General features: G+C 70.7%; 17 protein-coding genes and 1 other RNA gene. 12 read left to right on the top strand and 6 right to left on the bottom strand.

The window, feature by feature from the left end:
- Positions 1–93 precede the first annotated feature (93 nt).
- The gene (locus CI785_RS17715) at positions 94–168 is read left to right on the top strand and encodes a 50S ribosomal protein bL37 (protein ID WP_369299106.1); all 75 of its coding nucleotides are present in this window, start codon (positions 94–96) and stop codon (positions 166–168) included.
- 83 nt (positions 169–251) lie between these two features.
- On the opposite strand, the gene rsrA is transcribed toward CI785_RS17715, so the two are convergent.
- Both rsrA and CI785_RS00665 read right to left on the bottom strand, forming a co-directional pair.
- Entirely contained in the window at positions 252–512 is a 261-nt protein-coding gene (gene rsrA, locus CI785_RS00670; protein ID WP_105030181.1) for a mycothiol system anti-sigma-R factor, read from the bottom strand.
- Complete coding sequence (locus tag CI785_RS00665; protein ID WP_240614920.1) at positions 509–1,204, bottom strand: sigma-70 family RNA polymerase sigma factor; 696 nt, start codon at positions 1,202–1,204, stop codon at positions 509–511. The genes rsrA and CI785_RS00665 overlap by 4 nt, the downstream gene beginning before the upstream one ends.
- Positions 1,205–1,616: 412 nt before the next feature.
- Here CI785_RS00665 and CI785_RS00660 point away from each other — a divergent pair, with 412 nt between their 5' ends.
- The 11 genes from CI785_RS00660 to CI785_RS00610 all read left to right on the top strand — a co-directional run bounded on the left by CI785_RS00660 (position 1,617) and on the right by CI785_RS00610 (position 11,399).
- A complete protein-coding gene (locus CI785_RS00660; protein ID WP_105030180.1) occupies positions 1,617–2,165 on the top strand; it encodes a DoxX family protein in 549 nt (182 codons plus the stop codon).
- A 5-nt stretch (positions 2,166–2,170) separates the two neighbouring features.
- Positions 2,171–3,559, top strand: a complete 1,389-nt coding sequence (gene aroA, locus CI785_RS00655) for a 3-phosphoshikimate 1-carboxyvinyltransferase (RefSeq protein ID WP_105030179.1) — start codon at positions 2,171–2,173, stop codon at positions 3,557–3,559.
- Positions 3,556–4,686, top strand: a complete 1,131-nt coding sequence (rsgA, locus tag CI785_RS00650; RefSeq protein WP_105030178.1) for a ribosome small subunit-dependent GTPase A — start codon at positions 3,556–3,558, stop codon at positions 4,684–4,686. The genes aroA and rsgA overlap by 4 nt, the downstream gene beginning before the upstream one ends.
- 185 nt (positions 4,687–4,871) lie before the next feature.
- The gene (locus CI785_RS00645; RefSeq protein ID WP_105030177.1) at positions 4,872–5,075 is read left to right on the top strand and encodes a cold-shock protein; all 204 of its coding nucleotides are present in this window, start codon (positions 4,872–4,874) and stop codon (positions 5,073–5,075) included.
- 157 nt (positions 5,076–5,232) lie between these two features.
- Positions 5,233–6,042, top strand: coding sequence for a histidinol-phosphatase (hisN, locus tag CI785_RS00640; protein ID WP_105030176.1), 810 nt, complete (start codon positions 5,233–5,235; stop codon positions 6,040–6,042).
- Positions 6,043–6,072: 30 nt separating this feature from the next.
- Positions 6,073–6,834 (top strand): class I SAM-dependent methyltransferase, encoded by a 762-nt coding sequence (locus CI785_RS00635; RefSeq protein WP_240614919.1) that lies wholly within the window; start codon positions 6,073–6,075, stop codon positions 6,832–6,834.
- Between the two features lie 58 nt (positions 6,835–6,892).
- A complete protein-coding gene (locus CI785_RS00630; RefSeq protein WP_240614918.1) occupies positions 6,893–7,798 on the top strand; it encodes a metal ABC transporter substrate-binding protein in 906 nt (301 codons plus the stop codon).
- The gene (locus CI785_RS00625; protein WP_105030173.1) at positions 7,795–8,565 is read left to right on the top strand and encodes a metal ABC transporter ATP-binding protein; all 771 of its coding nucleotides are present in this window, start codon (positions 7,795–7,797) and stop codon (positions 8,563–8,565) included. Before CI785_RS00630 ends, CI785_RS00625 begins: the two co-directional genes overlap by 4 nt.
- Before the next feature lies 1 nt (position 8,566).
- The gene (locus CI785_RS00620; protein WP_105030172.1) at positions 8,567–9,460 is read left to right on the top strand and encodes a metal ABC transporter permease; all 894 of its coding nucleotides are present in this window, start codon (positions 8,567–8,569) and stop codon (positions 9,458–9,460) included.
- The gene (locus tag CI785_RS00615) at positions 9,460–10,182 is read left to right on the top strand and encodes a metal-dependent transcriptional regulator (RefSeq protein ID WP_105030203.1); all 723 of its coding nucleotides are present in this window, start codon (positions 9,460–9,462) and stop codon (positions 10,180–10,182) included. The genes CI785_RS00620 and CI785_RS00615 overlap by 1 nt, the downstream gene beginning before the upstream one ends.
- A gap of 116 nt (positions 10,183–10,298) precedes the next feature.
- The gene (locus CI785_RS00610; RefSeq protein ID WP_105030171.1) at positions 10,299–11,399 is read left to right on the top strand and encodes a carboxylate-amine ligase; all 1,101 of its coding nucleotides are present in this window, start codon (positions 10,299–10,301) and stop codon (positions 11,397–11,399) included.
- Between the two features lie 31 nt (positions 11,400–11,430).
- Here the strand turns inward: CI785_RS00610 and CI785_RS00605 are convergent, their stop codons facing one another.
- From CI785_RS00605 to ssrA, 4 genes are all read right to left on the bottom strand, one after another.
- Complete coding sequence (locus CI785_RS00605) at positions 11,431–13,602, bottom strand: alpha-galactosidase (RefSeq protein WP_105030170.1); 2,172 nt, start codon at positions 13,600–13,602, stop codon at positions 11,431–11,433.
- Positions 13,603–13,642: 40 nt separating this feature from the next.
- Positions 13,643–13,870, bottom strand: a complete 228-nt coding sequence (locus CI785_RS00600) for a hypothetical protein (RefSeq protein ID WP_157940094.1) — start codon at positions 13,868–13,870, stop codon at positions 13,643–13,645.
- A gap of 41 nt (positions 13,871–13,911) precedes the next feature.
- Positions 13,912–15,264, bottom strand: a complete 1,353-nt coding sequence (locus tag CI785_RS00595; protein WP_105030168.1) for a D-alanyl-D-alanine carboxypeptidase family protein — start codon at positions 15,262–15,264, stop codon at positions 13,912–13,914.
- A gap of 125 nt (positions 15,265–15,389) precedes the next feature.
- Positions 15,390–15,757: a transfer-messenger RNA gene (gene ssrA / locus CI785_RS00590) on the bottom strand.
- Positions 15,758–15,832 lie beyond the last annotated feature (75 nt).

Below are 15,832 nucleotides of genomic sequence, written 5' to 3'. Positions count from 1 at the left end.
GGGGCGGGCCTGTTTAGGCGGGGCAGGTCGCCGTATGGGAGACTGGGGAGCAGTTCTGCACGACTGCAGTGCCTGAAGAAGAAGGAGGCAGCCATGAGCAAGCGAGCACGCAAGCGCCGCGACCGGAAGCGTGGAGGCGCGAACCACGGTAAGCGCCCCAACACCTGAGTCCAGGCGTCATCAACGAAAGAACCTCCGGCCCAGCGGGCCGGAGGTTCTTTCGTTGATACAGCTCTCGTCCCGGTGGGCCGTCAGTGGTCCACGGACTGGAGGTGGCTGATGCGGTCGAGGATGCTCGCCTTCAACGTGGTCGGCGCAACCTCGGTGCACGAGCGCTTCACGACCGACCGGATCACGCACTCGAGGTCGTGTTCCTCGGCGCACTGCGGGCAACCGTCGAGGTGGTCCTTGATCTCCACCAGGTCCTGATGGGACAGGGCCCCGTCCAGGTACTCGTAGAGCCGTTCGATCCGCGAGTCGGCGCAGTCGCCGAGACTTCCGCAATCACTCATTTCTTCATCTCCTGTTCCTTGCCCCCTGCACCTGCGGCGACCGGGGTCTTGGCACCAGCTCCTCTGGTGGCACCGAGGCCCCGCTCGTGTGCGTACTCGGCGAGCAGTTCCCGCAGGAGCTTGCGGCCGCGATGCAGCCGGGACATGACGGTCCCGATGGGCGTGTTCATGATTTCCGATATTTCCTTGTACGCGAACCCCTCGACGTCGGAGAAGTACACGGCGAGCCGGAACTCCTCGGGGATCGCCTGCAGGGCGCTCTTGACGTCGGAATCCGGCAGGTGGTCCAGGGCCTCCGCCTCGGCGGACCGCAGGCCCATCGAGGTGTGCTCGGCGGCCTTCGCGAGCTGCCAGTCCTCGATGGTGTCCGAGTGCGACTGCAGGGGCTCGCGCTGCCTCTTGCGGTAGAGGTTGATGTAGGTGTTCGTGAGGATGCGGTACAGCCACGCCTTCAGGTTGGTCCCGGGCTTGTACTGGTGGAAGGCCGAGAACGCCTTGGTGTAGGCCTCCTGTACCAGGTCCTCCGCGTCGCTGGGATTGCGCGCCATGCGCATCGCGGCGGAGTAGAGCTGGTCGACGTACTGCATGGCGTCGCGCTCGAAGCGGGCCTTCCGGTCGGCTTCCGACTCGGTGGACACATCCAACTCTGCATCTTCGGCCTGATTGCTGCCTGCGGGGGCTGTAGTATTCATCGTCCTGAAGTCTACGCGCCGGAGCTGCCGCGGCCCCGTGGGACCGTCACGCTTGACCGTCGTCGAGAGCTGGAATCCGGGTCTGTCGACCGTAGCGGTCTGTCCACCTGTCATGTGCGTGGGTACCCCTTCACCGTCGTCTGCGTCACCCCTGGTCCAACCTCCTCCGGGGTCCTTCTATTCCTGCCCCGGATCCCCGGCCGCCGCCGGTGGGCCCCGGGACGGGACGTCACCCGGTCGGCGGCGAAATCCGCCCTCGTTGCGGCGACGCACAGCAGGCGGGTCCCCGCAGGAGCCGCTTCCGGATCGCCCCGCCCGATGCGGCATGTAAAACTAGACCCAGCGTGCTTAGTAATTGCTCGGAAGTACAGACCCGACGTCCGGCGGAACCGCCGGCAACCAGGAGGCAGTTGTGACCCTTGTCCGCGTAATCGCCCGACCCCTGCTCGCCAGCAGCTTCGTGTTCTCCGGCGTCGACCGGCTCCGCACCGCGGGCGCCACGGCCCCGCAGCTCAAGCCGGTCCTCGCCGGCGTGACGAAGGTGGTCCCGTCCGCCGCCGCGCTCACGAGCAACGAGAAGCTCGTGGGCCAGGTCCTCGGGGCCACGCAGATCGGTGCGGCGCTCCTGCTCGGCATCGGCCGGTTCTCCCGCGTCGCAGCCCTGCTGCTGACCGTGACCGCCACCGTCAACGCCCTGGTGGACTACCGCTCGGCGGACGCCTCCACGCCCGAGGGCAAGAAGGCCCGCCGCGCGCAGCTGCTCAAGCACCTCTCGCTCATCGGTGCCGTCCTGCTCGCCGCGGTGGACACCAACGGCCGTCCGGGCATCGCCTGGCGTGCCGAGCACCTCGCCCTGGACGCGAAGAAGAACGCCGCCGGCTTCGGCAGGGACGCCCGCAAGCAGCTGAAGAAGGCCGACAAGGCCGTGCGCAAGACCGCGTCCGACGTCGTCGGTTCCTAAGCGACATGACCGTTACCTCAGGCGGGGTGTCCGACCACATCCTGTGGCGGGCGCCCCGCCTGACGCGTCCCGTGGACGCCGAGATCTCGGTGCCCGGGTCCAAGTCCCTCACCAACCGCTATCTGGTGCTCGCGGCCCTCGCCGACGGTCCGTGCCTGATCCGCCGCCCGCTGCACTCCCGTGACTCCGCGCTGATGGTCCGGGCCCTGCGCTCGCTCGGCGCCGTGGTCGAGGAGGTGCCGGGCGACGGCGGCTTCGGGCCGGACCTGCACGTGACGCCCCTGCAGGCCGGGCCGGGCACCGCAGCAGACCGCGCCGTCGACTGCGGGCTCGCGGGCACCGTCATGCGCTTCGTCCCGCCCCTGGCCGGGCTCGTGACCGGCAGCACCCGGTTCGACGGCGACCCCCACGCGCGGCGCCGCCCGATGGGCAGCATCATCGCGGCCCTGCGTGGCCTCGGCGTCGCCGTCGACGACGGCGGGGCGGGGTCGCTGCCGTTCACCGTCGAGGGCGAGGGGAGCGTGCGCGGCGGACACCTCGTGATCGACGCGTCCGCCTCGTCGCAGTTCGTCTCGGCGCTCCTGCTCGTCGGGGCCCGGTTCACCGAGGGCCTGCACCTCGAGCACGTGGGCAAGCCCGTGCCCAGCCTCGACCACGTGAGGATGACCGTCGAGACGCTGCGGTCCCTCGGTGTCGCCGTCGACGACTCCGTGCCGGACCACTGGAACATCCCCCCGAGCCCCATCGCGGCCTTCGACGTCGCCGTGGAACCCGACCTCTCCAACGCCGGACCGTTCCTGGCCGCGGCCGTGGTCACCGGCGGCACCGTCCGCGTGCGGAACTGGCCCTCGGACACCACCCAGGTGGGTGACGCGTGGCGGCGCATCCTGCCGCTGATGGGCGCGACGGCGACCCTGGACGACGGCGTCCTGACGGTGACGGGCGGCCCGTCCGTCTCTGGCGGCACCTTCGCGGACACCTCCGAACTCGCCCCCACCGTCGCGGCGCTGTGCGCACTGGCGGACGGCCCCTCGACCCTCACTGGCATCGCGCACCTCCGCGGACACGAGACGGACCGGCTCGCCGCGCTCGTCGCGGAGATCAACGCCCTCGGCGGCGATGCCGAGGAGACCGCGGACGGCCTCGTGATCCGGCCGGCACCCCTGCACGGCGGCGTGTTCCACACCTACGACGACCACCGCATGGCGACCGCCGGCGCGATCATCGGACTGGCCGTGGACGGCGTGGCCGTGGAGAACATCGGCACCACGGCCAAGACGCTGCCCGAGTTCCCCGGGCTCTGGGCGGCCGTGACCGGCACCGAGGACACCGCGGGTCCCGGCTCCACGGAGCACGAGGACGGACGCGGGCGCGGAACGGCGGCCCGGGCATGAGCGAGGCCGGCAACCGCCGCGGGTCACGGTCCTGGGACGAGTCCGACGTCCGGATCCGCCCCAACAAGAAGGGGTCCCGCCCCCGCACCAAGACGCGTCCCGCCTACGACGACGCCGTGACGGGACGCGTGGTGACCGTGGACCGCGGCCGCTATACCACCGTGGTCGACGAGGACACGCCCGACGAACGCATCGTCATCGCCGCACGCGCGCGCGAACTGCGGCGCAACGCCGTCGTCGCCGGCGACCTCGTGGCGCTGGTCGGCGACCTCTCCGGCGGCCCCGACTCCCTGGCGCGCCTGGTGCGGATCGAGGACCGGCACACCGTCCTGCGCCGCAGCGCCGACGACACCGATCCGGTGGAGCGCGTCGTCGTCGCCAACGCCGACCAGCTGGTCATCGTCGTCGCCGCCGCCAACCCCGAACCGCGGACCGGCTTCATCGACCGCGCCCTCGTGGCCGCCTACGACGCCGGGATCGAGCCGCTGCTGTGCATCACCAAGGCGGATCTCCGCGACCCGGCGCCGCTCCTCGCCAACTACGAGCACCTCGACCTGCGCGTGATCATCAGCAGGACGGACGAGGCCGTGGGGATCGAGGCCACCTCCGACGACGGCGAGTCGGCCCGCCTCTCGCACGGCGCGGTCGATGCCCTGCGGGACGAGCTCGACGGGCAGGTCAGCGTACTGCTCGGCCACTCCGGCGTCGGGAAGTCGACCATGGTCAACGCCCTGACAGGATCCACGCGTGCCACGGGCGGCGTCAACGCCGTCACGGGCAGGGGACGCCACACGTCGTCGTCGGCCCTGGCCCTCAAGGCGGCGGACGCCGCACCCGGCACCTGGATCATCGACACCCCCGGCATCCGGTCCTTCGGCCTCGCGCACGTCGACGCCGACCGCATCCTGAAGGCCTTCCCCGACCTGGAGCCGGGAACCGACCGCTGCGAGCGCGGATGCCGGCACGACGACAACGCCGTGGACTGCGGGCTGGACAGCTACGTGGCGGAGGGGCTCGCCGGCGAGTCCGGCCCGGTGCGGCTCGCCAGCCTGCGCCGCCTGCTGACTGCCGGGACCGCGGAACCGCGGGGCAACGCACACGACGCCAAGGAGCTCGGCCAGCAGTGAGGCCGGCCCCCGATGTCAGGGATCCCGGCCGGGCCTGTTAGAGTGAACGAAGTTGTTGTTTGCGCATTACATCTCTAAGCCTTGACCCTCCACCTGGAGTTCGACAGCTTTTTTGATAAGCGGTCAACGAACACCACGATGAGCCCCCGAACGTCGGGGCGCTCCCCCAGGTAAGGATGTACAGCATGGCTACTGGCACAGTGAAATGGTTCAACGCCGAAAAGGGCTTCGGCTTCATCGCTCCCGAGGACGGCGGCGCTGACGTGTTCGCCCACTTCTCCGCGATCAACTCGAACGGCTACCGTTCCCTCGAGGAGAACCAGAAGGTCAGCTTCGAGACCACCCAGGGTCCCAAGGGTCCCCAGGCCGAGAACATCTCCGTTCTCTAACTTCCTCCGTGCCGCCCTGCGGCGACGGACCGAGAGCCACCGTGCGGCGCGAGCCCGCGGTGGCTTTCTGCTTGTCCGGCCCGATCCTGCCCCGCCCCCGCCCCCGCCCCGCGCACGGGGCGCCTGATGCGCCCGCCCAGACGATAGGTTGATCGGTATGAGTTTCTCGCAGGGCTACAACGACGACCTCCGCCTCGCCCACATCATGGCGGACTCGGTCGACGACCGGACCATGTCGCGCTTCAAGGCACTCGACCTCCGTATCGAGACCAAGCCGGACCTCACCCCCGTCACGGACGCCGACAAGGGGGCCGAGGAGGCTATCCGCGGGCAGCTGTCCAGGGCCAGGCCCCGCGACGCCGTCCTCGGCGAGGAATTCGGCAGCACAGGCTCCGGCTCGCGTCGCTGGGTCATCGACCCCATCGACGGCACCAAGAACTTCGTCCGGGGTGTACCGGTGTGGGCCACCCTGATCTCACTGATCGACGACGGCCGGCCCGTGGTCGGCGTCGTGAGCGCACCGGCGCTCGGCAAGCGCTGGTGGGCCGCCGAGGGCACCGGCGCCTACACCGGCAAGTCCCTCGCCGCCGCGCAGCGCCTCCGGGTCTCCAACGTCTCGCGGCTCGAGGACGCCTCGCTGTCCTACTCCAGCCTCTCCGGCTGGAGGAAGCGCGGCGCACTGGCCGAGTTCGTCAACCTGACGGACCGCGTGTGGCGTACCCGCGCCTACGGCGACTTCTGGTCCTACTGCCTCGTGGCCGAGGGCGCCGTCGACATCGCGTGCGAACCCGAGCTCAACCTGTACGACATGGCGGCCCTCGTGCCCATCGTGACCGAGGCGGGCGGCCGCTTCACCTCGCTCGAGGGCGAGGACGGGCCTCACGGCGGCAACGCCCTCGCGACCAACGGCTCCCTGCACAGCGAGGTCCTGCGGACCCTCAACCCGGACGTGGATGACCTCCTCTAGCGGTACGGGTACGCCCCAGGGCGGCCCGTGGTGACGGGCGGACCGCGGTTCGACGACCAGCGCCGTCGCGCCCTGGCCGGCGCCTACCTGACCGGGGCCGGCCAGTACGACCGCGTGCGCCCAGGCTACCCGGCGGGGATCGCCGACTGGGTCGTCCCGCCGCGGGCCCGGCAGGCCGCCGACATCGGGGCGGGGACCGGCATCTTCACCGGCCTGCTGGCCGACCGCAGCCTCGAGGTGACCGCCGTCGACCCGTCGGAGGACATGCTGGCCGTCCTCGCCACCCGCCTTCCGGGAGTCCCCGTCCTCGAGGGCACGGCGGAGCACTCGCACCTGCCGGACGCCTCCATGGACCTGCTCACCCTGGCCCAGACCTGGCACTGGTGCGACCACCCGGCGACGGTCCGGGAGGCCGCCCGGGTGCTGAGGCCCGGTGGCCGGCTGGCCGTGCTCTGGAACCAGCTCGACGTCTCGCTGCCCTGGGTCCACCGCCTCTCCCGCATCATGCACGCGGGTGATGTCTTCTCCCCCGCCTACCGTCCCTCCTTCGGTCCGCGGTTCGCACCCCCCGAGGACGTGCTGGTGCGCTGGACCCAGGAGCTGAGTGTCCCCGACGTCGTCGACCTCGCCCGCTCGCGCAGCTACTACCGGCGCGCCACGCTCACACTCCGACGCCGCGTCGAGGCGAACCTGCACTGGTACCTCACCGACTACCTCGCGTTCACCCCGGAGGCCTCCCTGCGCCTCCCCTACTACACGCACGCCTGGCGTGCACCCCTGCTTCCCACCTAGATTTCGGTGCGGCTAAACCTTATCTTTAGGTGTGCCTCAAAAACCGCGGCAGGGATCGGTGCGGGCGTCTCTCGCCGGATGCCTCGTCCTGCTCGCGGCGCTGTGCGGGTGCGGTGCCTCCCCGGCGGACCCTCCGGAGGCCGCGGATGCCGACGGGCGTCCCCTGGTCCTGACCACCTTCTCCGTGCTCGCGGACCTCGCCGACACCGTAGGCGGCGGGCACGTGCGCGTCGAGTCGATCACGAAGATCGGCGCGGAGATCCACGGGTACGAGCCCACACCGTCGGACCTCGTGCGTGCACAGGACGCCGACCTGATCCTCGACAACGGACTGGGCCTCGAACGGTGGTTCGAGCGCTTCCTCACCGCCGTGGACGCCCCCCGCGCGGTGCTGTCCGACGGTGTGGAGCCCGTGGCGATCCGCTCGGGCGACTACAGCGGCCGCGCCAACCCGCACGCGTGGATGTCCCCGCTCGCCGCACAGACCTACGTGGACAACACGGTGGAGGCCCTCTCGGAACTGGTCCCGGAGCATGCGGCCGACTTCGCGGAGAACGGGCGGCTCCTGAAGGACCGCCTCGCGGAACTGCTCACGGAGTTCCGCGCCCGGATCGCGGGTGCCGGGGTCCCGGCACTCGTGACCTGCGAGGGCGCCTTCTCCTACCTGGCCCGCGACGCCGGCCTCGCCGAGGCGTTCATCTGGCCGGTCAACGCCGACTCCGAGGGCACCCCCCGACAGATCCGCGACGTCATCGGCTTCGTCGAGGAGCACGGCGTGCCGACGGTCTTCTGCGAGTCGACGGTCGACGCCTCCGCCCAGGAGCAGGTGGCCCTCGCCACCGGGGCGGAGCTCGGCGGGATGCTCTACGTGGACTCGCTGTCCGCGCCGGACGGTCCCGTGCCGACCTTCCTGGACCTGATCCGCCACGACCTGGCCACCATCGCGGAAGGACTCGCACCATGACCGCACTCCACGCCGACGCCGGCGTCCCCGTGCTCGACGTGCGGAACCTCGGCGTCCGCTACGGCGAGGTCCACGCGCTCGACGACGTCTCGATCACGCTGGCGGCCGGCAGGATCTGCGGGCTCATCGGTGTCAACGGCTCGGGGAAATCGACGCTCTTCAAGGCGCTCATGGGACTTCTGGCCCCGCGCGAGGGCAGCGTGGAGCTCTTCGGGACGACCACCGCGCGCGCCAGGAAGCAGGGCCTGGTCGCCTACATGCCGCAGGCGGAGGAGGTCGACTGGACCTTCCCGGTGTCCGTGGCCGACGTCGTCGCCATGGGTCTGTACGGGCGCCTCGGCGCCTCCCGCCGCCTCAGGACCGCCGAGCATGCCGCCGTCGGCGACGCGCTGGAGCGCGTGGGACTGGACGGGCTGAGGAAGCGGCAGATCGGCCAGTTGTCCGGCGGGCAGCGCAAGCGCGTGTTCATCGCCAGGAGCATCGCGCAGGACGCCCGGCTGCTGCTGCTCGACGAACCGTTCGCGGGCGTGGACCAGGCCAGTGAGCACACCATGACCGGGTTGCTGAAAGGGCTCCGTGACGAGGGGCGGTCCGTGCTCGTCTCCACCCACGACCTCGCCGGCGTCCCCGACCTGTGCGACGAGGCCGTTCTCCTGCACCGGCGGGTGCTGGCCTCCGGCGACCCGTCCGCCGTCCTGACGCACGGCAATCTGGCCCTCGCCTTCGGGGCCGCGCCCGCCGCCCCCCTCCCGGACGGAGGGTCCTGACGTGGACGTCCTCGCCTTCCTGCTCGAGCCGCTGCAGTACGGCTTCCTCACGCGGGCCCTCGCCGTGACGGTCGCCGCCGCGGTCGTGGCCGCCGTCCTCTCCTGCTGGCTCATCCTCATGGGCTGGTCCCTCATGGGCGACGCCGTCTCGCACGCCGTCCTGCCCGGGGTGGCCCTCGCCTACATCCTCGGGATCCCGTTCTCGATCGGCGCCTTCGTCTTCGGTGCGGGCGCGGTGGCCCTGATCGGGATCGTCAGGTCCACCACGAAGCTGAAGGCCGACACCGTGATCGGGGTGGTCTTCACCGCACTGTTCGCCTCGGGGCTGGCCATCGTCTCGGCGACGCCGTCGCAGGTCGACCTCATGCACATCCTGTTCGGCAACGTCCTCGGGGTGTCCGCGGGCGACGTGTGGCAGGTGCTGATCCTCGGGGCCGTGACCCTCGCCGTCCTGCTGTTCAAGCGGCGCGATCTGACCCTCCTGGCCTTCGATCGCACGCACGCCCACGTGATCGGCCTCAACACCCGGCTGCTCTCGGCACTGCTGCTGGGACTGCTCGCCCTCACCGTCGTCGTCGGCCTGCAGGCGGTGGGGATCATCCTCGTCGTGGCCATGCTCATCACGCCCGGGGCCACCGCCTTCCTGCTCTCGCGCAGCTTCGACCGCATGCTGGGAATCGCCGTCGTCCTGACCGTCACGGCGTCCGTGGCCGGGATCTATGCCAGCTACTACCTGGACATCTCGACCGGCGCGGCCGTGGTGCTGTGCCAGGCGCTCGTGTTCACCGCCGTCTATCTCTTCGCCCGACCCGACGGCGTCCTGTGGCAGGCCCGACGCCGTGCGGCGGCGCGCGCAGGCTCCGGGCGGCTGGCCGCCCCCCGGTCCGCGGCCTGATGGCGGGCCGCAGGGGCGCCGTCCTCAGCATCGAATCGACCAGCGTGCAGGACTACGTGAAGGCCATCTACGCCTTCACGGAGTGGCAGGACGCCGCCGTGACCGCGTCCCGGCTGGCAGCACGACTGTCCGTCGCCAACTCCTCGGTCACCGGGATGGTGGCCAAGCTCGTGGACCTCGGTCTCGCGGAGCACCGCAAGTACGGTCCCATCAGCCTCACCACCTCCGGTCGGGCGCTCGCCCTGGCGATGGTCCGTCGGCACAGGCTCATCGAGACGTTCCTCGTCACGGAACTCGGCTACGGCTGGGACGAGGTGCACGACGAGGCCGAGCAGCTCGAGCACACGGTCTCCGATGCCTTCGTCGCGCGGCTCGACGCGAAGCTCGGCCGTCCGCCGCGCGATCCCCACGGGGATCCCATCCCGGCGGCCGACGGCTCCGTCGCGTACCCGCCGGCGTATCGGCTCGACGGCGTCGACGACGGCCATGCGGGCCGGCTCGTGCGGGTCAGCGACGAGGACCCGGGCGTGCTGCGCTTCCTCGACCGGCACGGGATCGGCCTCGACGCCCACCTGCTGGTACGGCACGGTGCCGGCTCGCCGGTCGAACTGCTCCTCGGTCCGTCCGCGCCCGCCCTGCCCGTGGACGCCGCGCTCACCCGTGCGCTGTGGATCGGGGGCAGTGTCCCGCACGAGGGGTGCACGCTCCGGAATCCGCTGTAGGTCGGCGGCGTTCCCCGCGTCATGCGCGCCGTGGCGTTCCCTGACTCAGGGCACCCGCTCCTAGACTGAGCGGGATGTGCGGCTCGATCCTGCCCCCGACGTGATTGGAGTTCCCGATGACCACTCTCGGCCTTGAGGAGGAGTACCTGCTGCTCGAACCGGTGTCCGGGTTGCCCGCCCACCGTGCCACGGAGGTGCAGGAGCTCCTCGAGGCGGTCCCGGGGATCAGCGAGGACGAGATCCAGCGCGAGCTCCTGTCGTGCCAGATCGAGACGGCGACGCCCGTGTGCGAGACCCTCGGGCAGGCCGAGGAGTCCCTCCGGACCTTCCGCCGCACGTTCGCGGACGCTGCCGGACAGGCCGGGACGATCGGTGCCGCGACCGGGACGGCCCCGTGGATCCGTCAGGCCTACCCCGAGCTCACCGACAAGCAGCGCTACGAGGACCTGCGGGCCACCGCACCCGGCATCGTGGGCGACCAGTTCGTCAACGGCCTGCACGTGCACGTCGGCGTCCCCGACCAGGAGCGTGGGGTGCAGGCCCTGAACCGCATCCGCCCGTGGATCCCCCTGCTCACCGCCGTCGGCGTGAACTCCCCCTACTGGCTGGGCAGGGACAGCGGGTTCGGCAGCTGGCGGGTGGTGCACTACCGCCGCTGGGCCGTCCAGGGCGTGGCTCCCTACTTCGCGGACGCCGCGGACTACGAGCGCCGCATCAGCGCCATCAGCGCCACCGGCGCGATCCTCGACCGCGGGGTCCTCACCTGGGTGGCAAGGCTCTCCGACCGCTACCCCACCCTCGAGCTGAGGGCGTGCGACGTGCAGCTCGAGGCGGAGGACTCCGTCCTGCTCGGGGCGCTGACGCGGGCGCTCGTGGTCACGGCACTGAAGGACGCCGAGGCGGACACCGCGCCCCTCGTGCCGGATCCCGAACTGCTCGACGCCGCCCTGTGGCAGGCGGCGCGGGACGGCATGGAACGCCACCTCGTGGATCTGGCGACGGCGGAGCCCGTGCCCGCACGCCGGCACCTCGCGGCCTTCCTCGACTACGTCGGCGCCGCGCTCGAGGCCGAGGGCGATACCGCGTGGGTCCGGGCGGGACTCGAGACCATGGCGGAGCGCGGTACGGGTGCGGAGCGCCAGCGGCGTGCCATGCGCGACGGCGGCCTGGAGTCGCTGCTGTCCCTCTACGGGCGGACGCTCACCTCCCGGCCGTGACCGGGTCGGTCGGGCGGGCGGAGCGAACGGATCAGGGAAGACCGGCGTCGATCCCGGCGCTCACGGCGTGGAGCTCGATGAGCAGGGTCTGCTCGGGGAGCAGCACGGGCGCCTGGAGGCCCACCTGCGCCAGTGTCCGGCCGGTCAGGCGCAGCGGTGCACCGTCGAGCGCCGCCTGCAGCCAGGCGAGCGGCGACTGCCCGTTCCCGGGATGCCCCTCCTCGGGTACTGCCGGCCGCACCGCGTAGAGCGTGTCCGGGTCGAGCCCGGGGAAGGTCAGCGGACCGGGCGGGTAGCTCGCGCTCGAGCCCGTGAGGGAGTACCCGAAGAGCGCCCGCCGGCCGTCCTCCGAGACGATCCCCCGCAGGTCCATCGCAGCGTCGGTCAGGTCGGCATGCACGACGGCGCCGCGGTGCAGGTCCGCGCGCCACGCCCGGTGGAGTCCGACGTACCGGCCGAGCACCTCGTACTCCCCGTCCGTGAGGTCGGAGATGTCCCACTCGATGCCGTAGTGCCCGAAGACAGCGGTACCGGCCCGGAACGGCAGGGTGTGGGCGCGGCCGGTCGAGTGCGAGACCGGGCCGCCGACGTGCATGCCCAGAAGCTCCGGCGGCACGACGAGTCCCGTGTACTTCTGGTTGACGAGCCGCTCGATCGGGTCGATGCAGTCGCTCGTCCAGATGCGGTCCGTCCGGGCGAGGATGCCGAGGTCCACGCGGGCCCCGCCCGAGGCGCAGCTCTCGATCTCCAGCCCGGGGTGGCGCCGCCGCAGCTCGTCGAGCAGCCGGTACAGTGCCTCCACGTGCCGGTGCACGGCGGCGTGTCCCGTCCGTGCGTCCGCCGCCTCGAGCAGGTCCCTGTTGTGGTCCCATTTCACGTAGGCGATGTCGTTGGAGGACAGGATGTCGTCGAGGCGTTCGAGGATGTAGGCGTAGGCGTCGGGATTCCCGAGGTTCAGCACCTGCTGCTGGCGCCCTGGCAGGGGCAGGCGTCCCTCGGGCTGCAGGATCCACTCCGGATGGGCCCGCGCGAGGTCCGAGTCCGTGTTGACCATCTCGGGCTCGAACCACAGGCCGAACTCCATGCCGAGTCCCCGCACGTGGTCGATGATCGAGGCCAGCCCCGCAGGCCACACCGTCCCGTCGACGTACCAATCGCCGAGGCTCGAGGTGTCGTCGCGCCGCCCGCGGAACCAGCCGTCGTCGAGGACGAAACGTTCGACGCCCAGGGAGGCGGCCCGATCCGCGAGGGCCAGCAGGCGCGGCAGATCGAGGTCGAAGTACACCGCCTCCCAGGTGTTGAGGGTCACCGGTCGGGGGCGCTGCGGGTGTGACCGACGCGAGCGCAGGTCGCGGTGGAAACGGCCGGCGAGCTCGTTCAGCCCGTTCCCCCACGAGCCGAGGGCCTCCGGCGTGGCGTAGCTCTGCCCGGGGGCCAGCAGGACCTCCCGCGGCGAGAGCACCTCCCCCGCGGCGAGGAACGCCGGGCCGGCGGGATTCTTCTCCGCCAGGACCTGCTGGTTGCCGCTCCATGCGAGGTGGATGCCCTGCACCAGACCGTGCTCGAAGCCGAAGCCGTGTGCCCCGGCGGCCAGGAGCACCGTCGCGTCCGCCCCGGGGCGTCCACGTCGACTCGTTCGCGCGTAGGTGCCGGCGGTTAGGGCGTGACGCTGCGGCGAGCGCTCACGGAGGTGGCGGCCCGTCGTGTCGAGGACCTCGGCCGCGGTGTGGTGCAGCGGGAAGAAGAGCGCGAGCGACCGCACCTCGTAGTCATCGTCGCCCGTGTTGGTGAGCACCAGGCGCTGCGTGAGCAGGCCCGATGCTGTGAGGCCCACGTGCGCGCTCAGCGCGAGTCCGGCGTCGTCGTCGCGCGCCCCGATGACCACCGCTGCCGCCCCGGGAGAGCGATCCACCGAGGTGACGGTGAAACGCGGATAGAGGTGCGCACCCGAGCGGTCGCCGGTCAGGCCGGGGGTGCCCTGCCAGCCGGTCGACTCGAGGGGCAGGAGGGTGAGCCGCGCCGGGACGTCGATGCCGCCGGAGACGCGCTGTGGACGCTGCGCCGCCGTGAGTGCCTCGAGCTCCTCCCCCGCGAGTTCGCCGAGCTGCGGGCCCCAGTAGGTGAGGACGGGCAGACCGGAGGGATGGGGCTCGAGCACCACGCTGGTGCCGCCTCGCGCGAGGTGGAGGGGTTCGAAGGTCATTGATTATTTCTATCGCGAAAGTAATGACCGGGCAACGCGTCTAGCGCTCGCGGGTGTCCCGCCGCAGCAGGCCGAGGATGAGGCACAGCAGGCCGAGGATGAGGGGTATCAGCGTGTAGAGCGTGTGCGTGCCGCCCAGGTAACTCATGACGAAGATGTAGATGAATGTGCCGCCGACGAGGAGCCAGCCGAGCACGATCAGAGCCCGGCCCCTGTGGGGCGGCGGCACTGGCGGGAGCCACGACGGCGGCCTGTCGGTCCAGCTCATTGCCCCAGTGTAGTTCGCGCGGGCGCCCCGTCGGGGACCGGTCAGTAGGACGGCGCCGCCGGGATGGACATGTAGTGCTCGAGCGTCGGTAGTCCGTGGGCGCGCATCTCGGAGGAGATGGTGGTGCCGACGTAGCGCAGGTGCCAGGGCTCGTACGCGTACCCGGTCACCGTGGTCTGGCCCTGCGGGTACCGGATGATGAATCCGTATCGCCAGGCGTTCTGGGCTGCCCATGCCCCCGCCGGCGTACCCGCGAAGCATTCCTGCAGTCCGCACGCCCCGTCGCCGTTGCCGATGTCGATGGCGAGGCCGGTCTGGTGTTCGCTGTGTCCGGGGCGTGCCGAGATGAGGTCCGCCGTCGCCCGCCCGTACTGGTTGACGTAGGAGGCATAGAGGGAGGCCTGCGTGTCGTACGACCGGTAGCCGCTGACCGGCACCATCGCGACCCCTCCGGCCCTCGCATCGGCGAGCAGCCGGGTGAACTGCTGCGCCGCATCGCTGCGCAGCAGGGGACCCTCCACCCCCACGAGGGGACCGGGCGTGTAGCGTGCGGGGTTCAGTGGACGTTGCTTGTTGACGACGACCACGGACGACGACGCGACGTCGATGTCGCGGGCGATCCGCGCTCCGCCTCCCGGAGACCACGAGATCACCCCGCGCTGGTACGACTGATTGCACGCGCCGCCGGCGCACTCCTCGTTGGTCACCGGGTAGCCGAGGGCGCCGTTCTCGAAGTTGGTGNCCTCGTTGGTCACCGGGTAGCCGAGGGCGCCGTTCTCGAAGTTGGTGGAGGCCCACGCCGCCCGGATCGCGCCGATGGAGATCCTCGCCCCGGTCGGCGGCGACCAGATGATCGCCCCGCCCTGGTAGTTCTGGTAGCAGCCACCGCCGCGCAGTCCGCAGACCTCGTTCGTGGTCGGGTAGCCGAGCTGTCCGTTCTCGAATCCGGAGAGCGCCCAGGCTCCGCGGATCGCGCCGACCGAGATCCGCGCTCCGGTCGCCGGCGACCAGATGATCGCCCCGCCCTGGTAGTTCTGGTAGCAGCCACCGTCACGCAGCCCGCACACCTCGGATGTGGTCGGATAGCCGAGCGGTCCGTTCTCGAAACCGAACGCACGCCACAGCCCGCGGATGGCACCCCACGACGTCTGCGCTCCCGTCGACGGCGACCACACGATCGCGCCCTGCTCGTAATTGCGGTAGCACCCGCCGGCACGCAGTCCGCAGGTTTCAGGAGACGTCGGGGCGCCGAGGCGTCCGGCTGCGCCACCGAGCTGGGCATATTTCGCGTCGATGGCCGTCACGGCATGGCTCGGGGGCGCCGTGATGACGGAACCCGCCAGGAGGAGCACGGAGACCAGCACGGCGAGCAGGTACGCGACAGTGCGCCTCATGACGTCCCCCGGAACTCGGTGATCTGCTCAAGGGTAGACTCGCCGGCCGCGCTGGACAAGGGCGATGCCGCCCGCGACGCACACGACGAAGCGCCCCACCGGATACCGGTGGAGCGCTTCGTGGGTGGTGGAGATGGCGGGAATTGAACCCGCGTCCGATGCAGTGTAGTCAGGGCTTCTCCGGGCGCAGTTTGCGTCGGTTTTTCTCGGCTTCAGCCATCGTGCAAACTAGTGGCTGCCAAGCCCAGTTGTATAAGAGTCCCCCCGGTCCCTACAACGAGGACCGGGAGCAGTGGCCCTCTAAATGACGCCAGTATCCGGGGCGAGAGCAAACCCGGGCTGACGGACTAGTCAGGCTGCTTAGGCAGCGAGAGCGAAGTCAGTGCGCTTTTGTTCGGCACTTATTGTTTTACAAGGAGCGTTTACGAGATAACCCTGTATCCTCGGCCCGCTTCCCCTGTCGCGACTAACATCGTCGAAACCTGTCATCCCCATGTTCAGTTATCAAGTGATTCCTGGATCGGACGGCCCACCGGCCTGCCGACTCCAGCAGTCTACCGCACGTCCG

The organism is Arthrobacter ruber, assembly GCF_002954225.1.
In the GTDB taxonomy this organism is placed as follows: Bacteria; Actinomycetota; Actinomycetes; order Actinomycetales; family Micrococcaceae; genus Arthrobacter_D; species Arthrobacter_D ruber.
The sequence above is the reverse complement of the archived record's forward strand: the minus strand, read 5'-3'. Positions and strand labels throughout refer to the sequence as shown.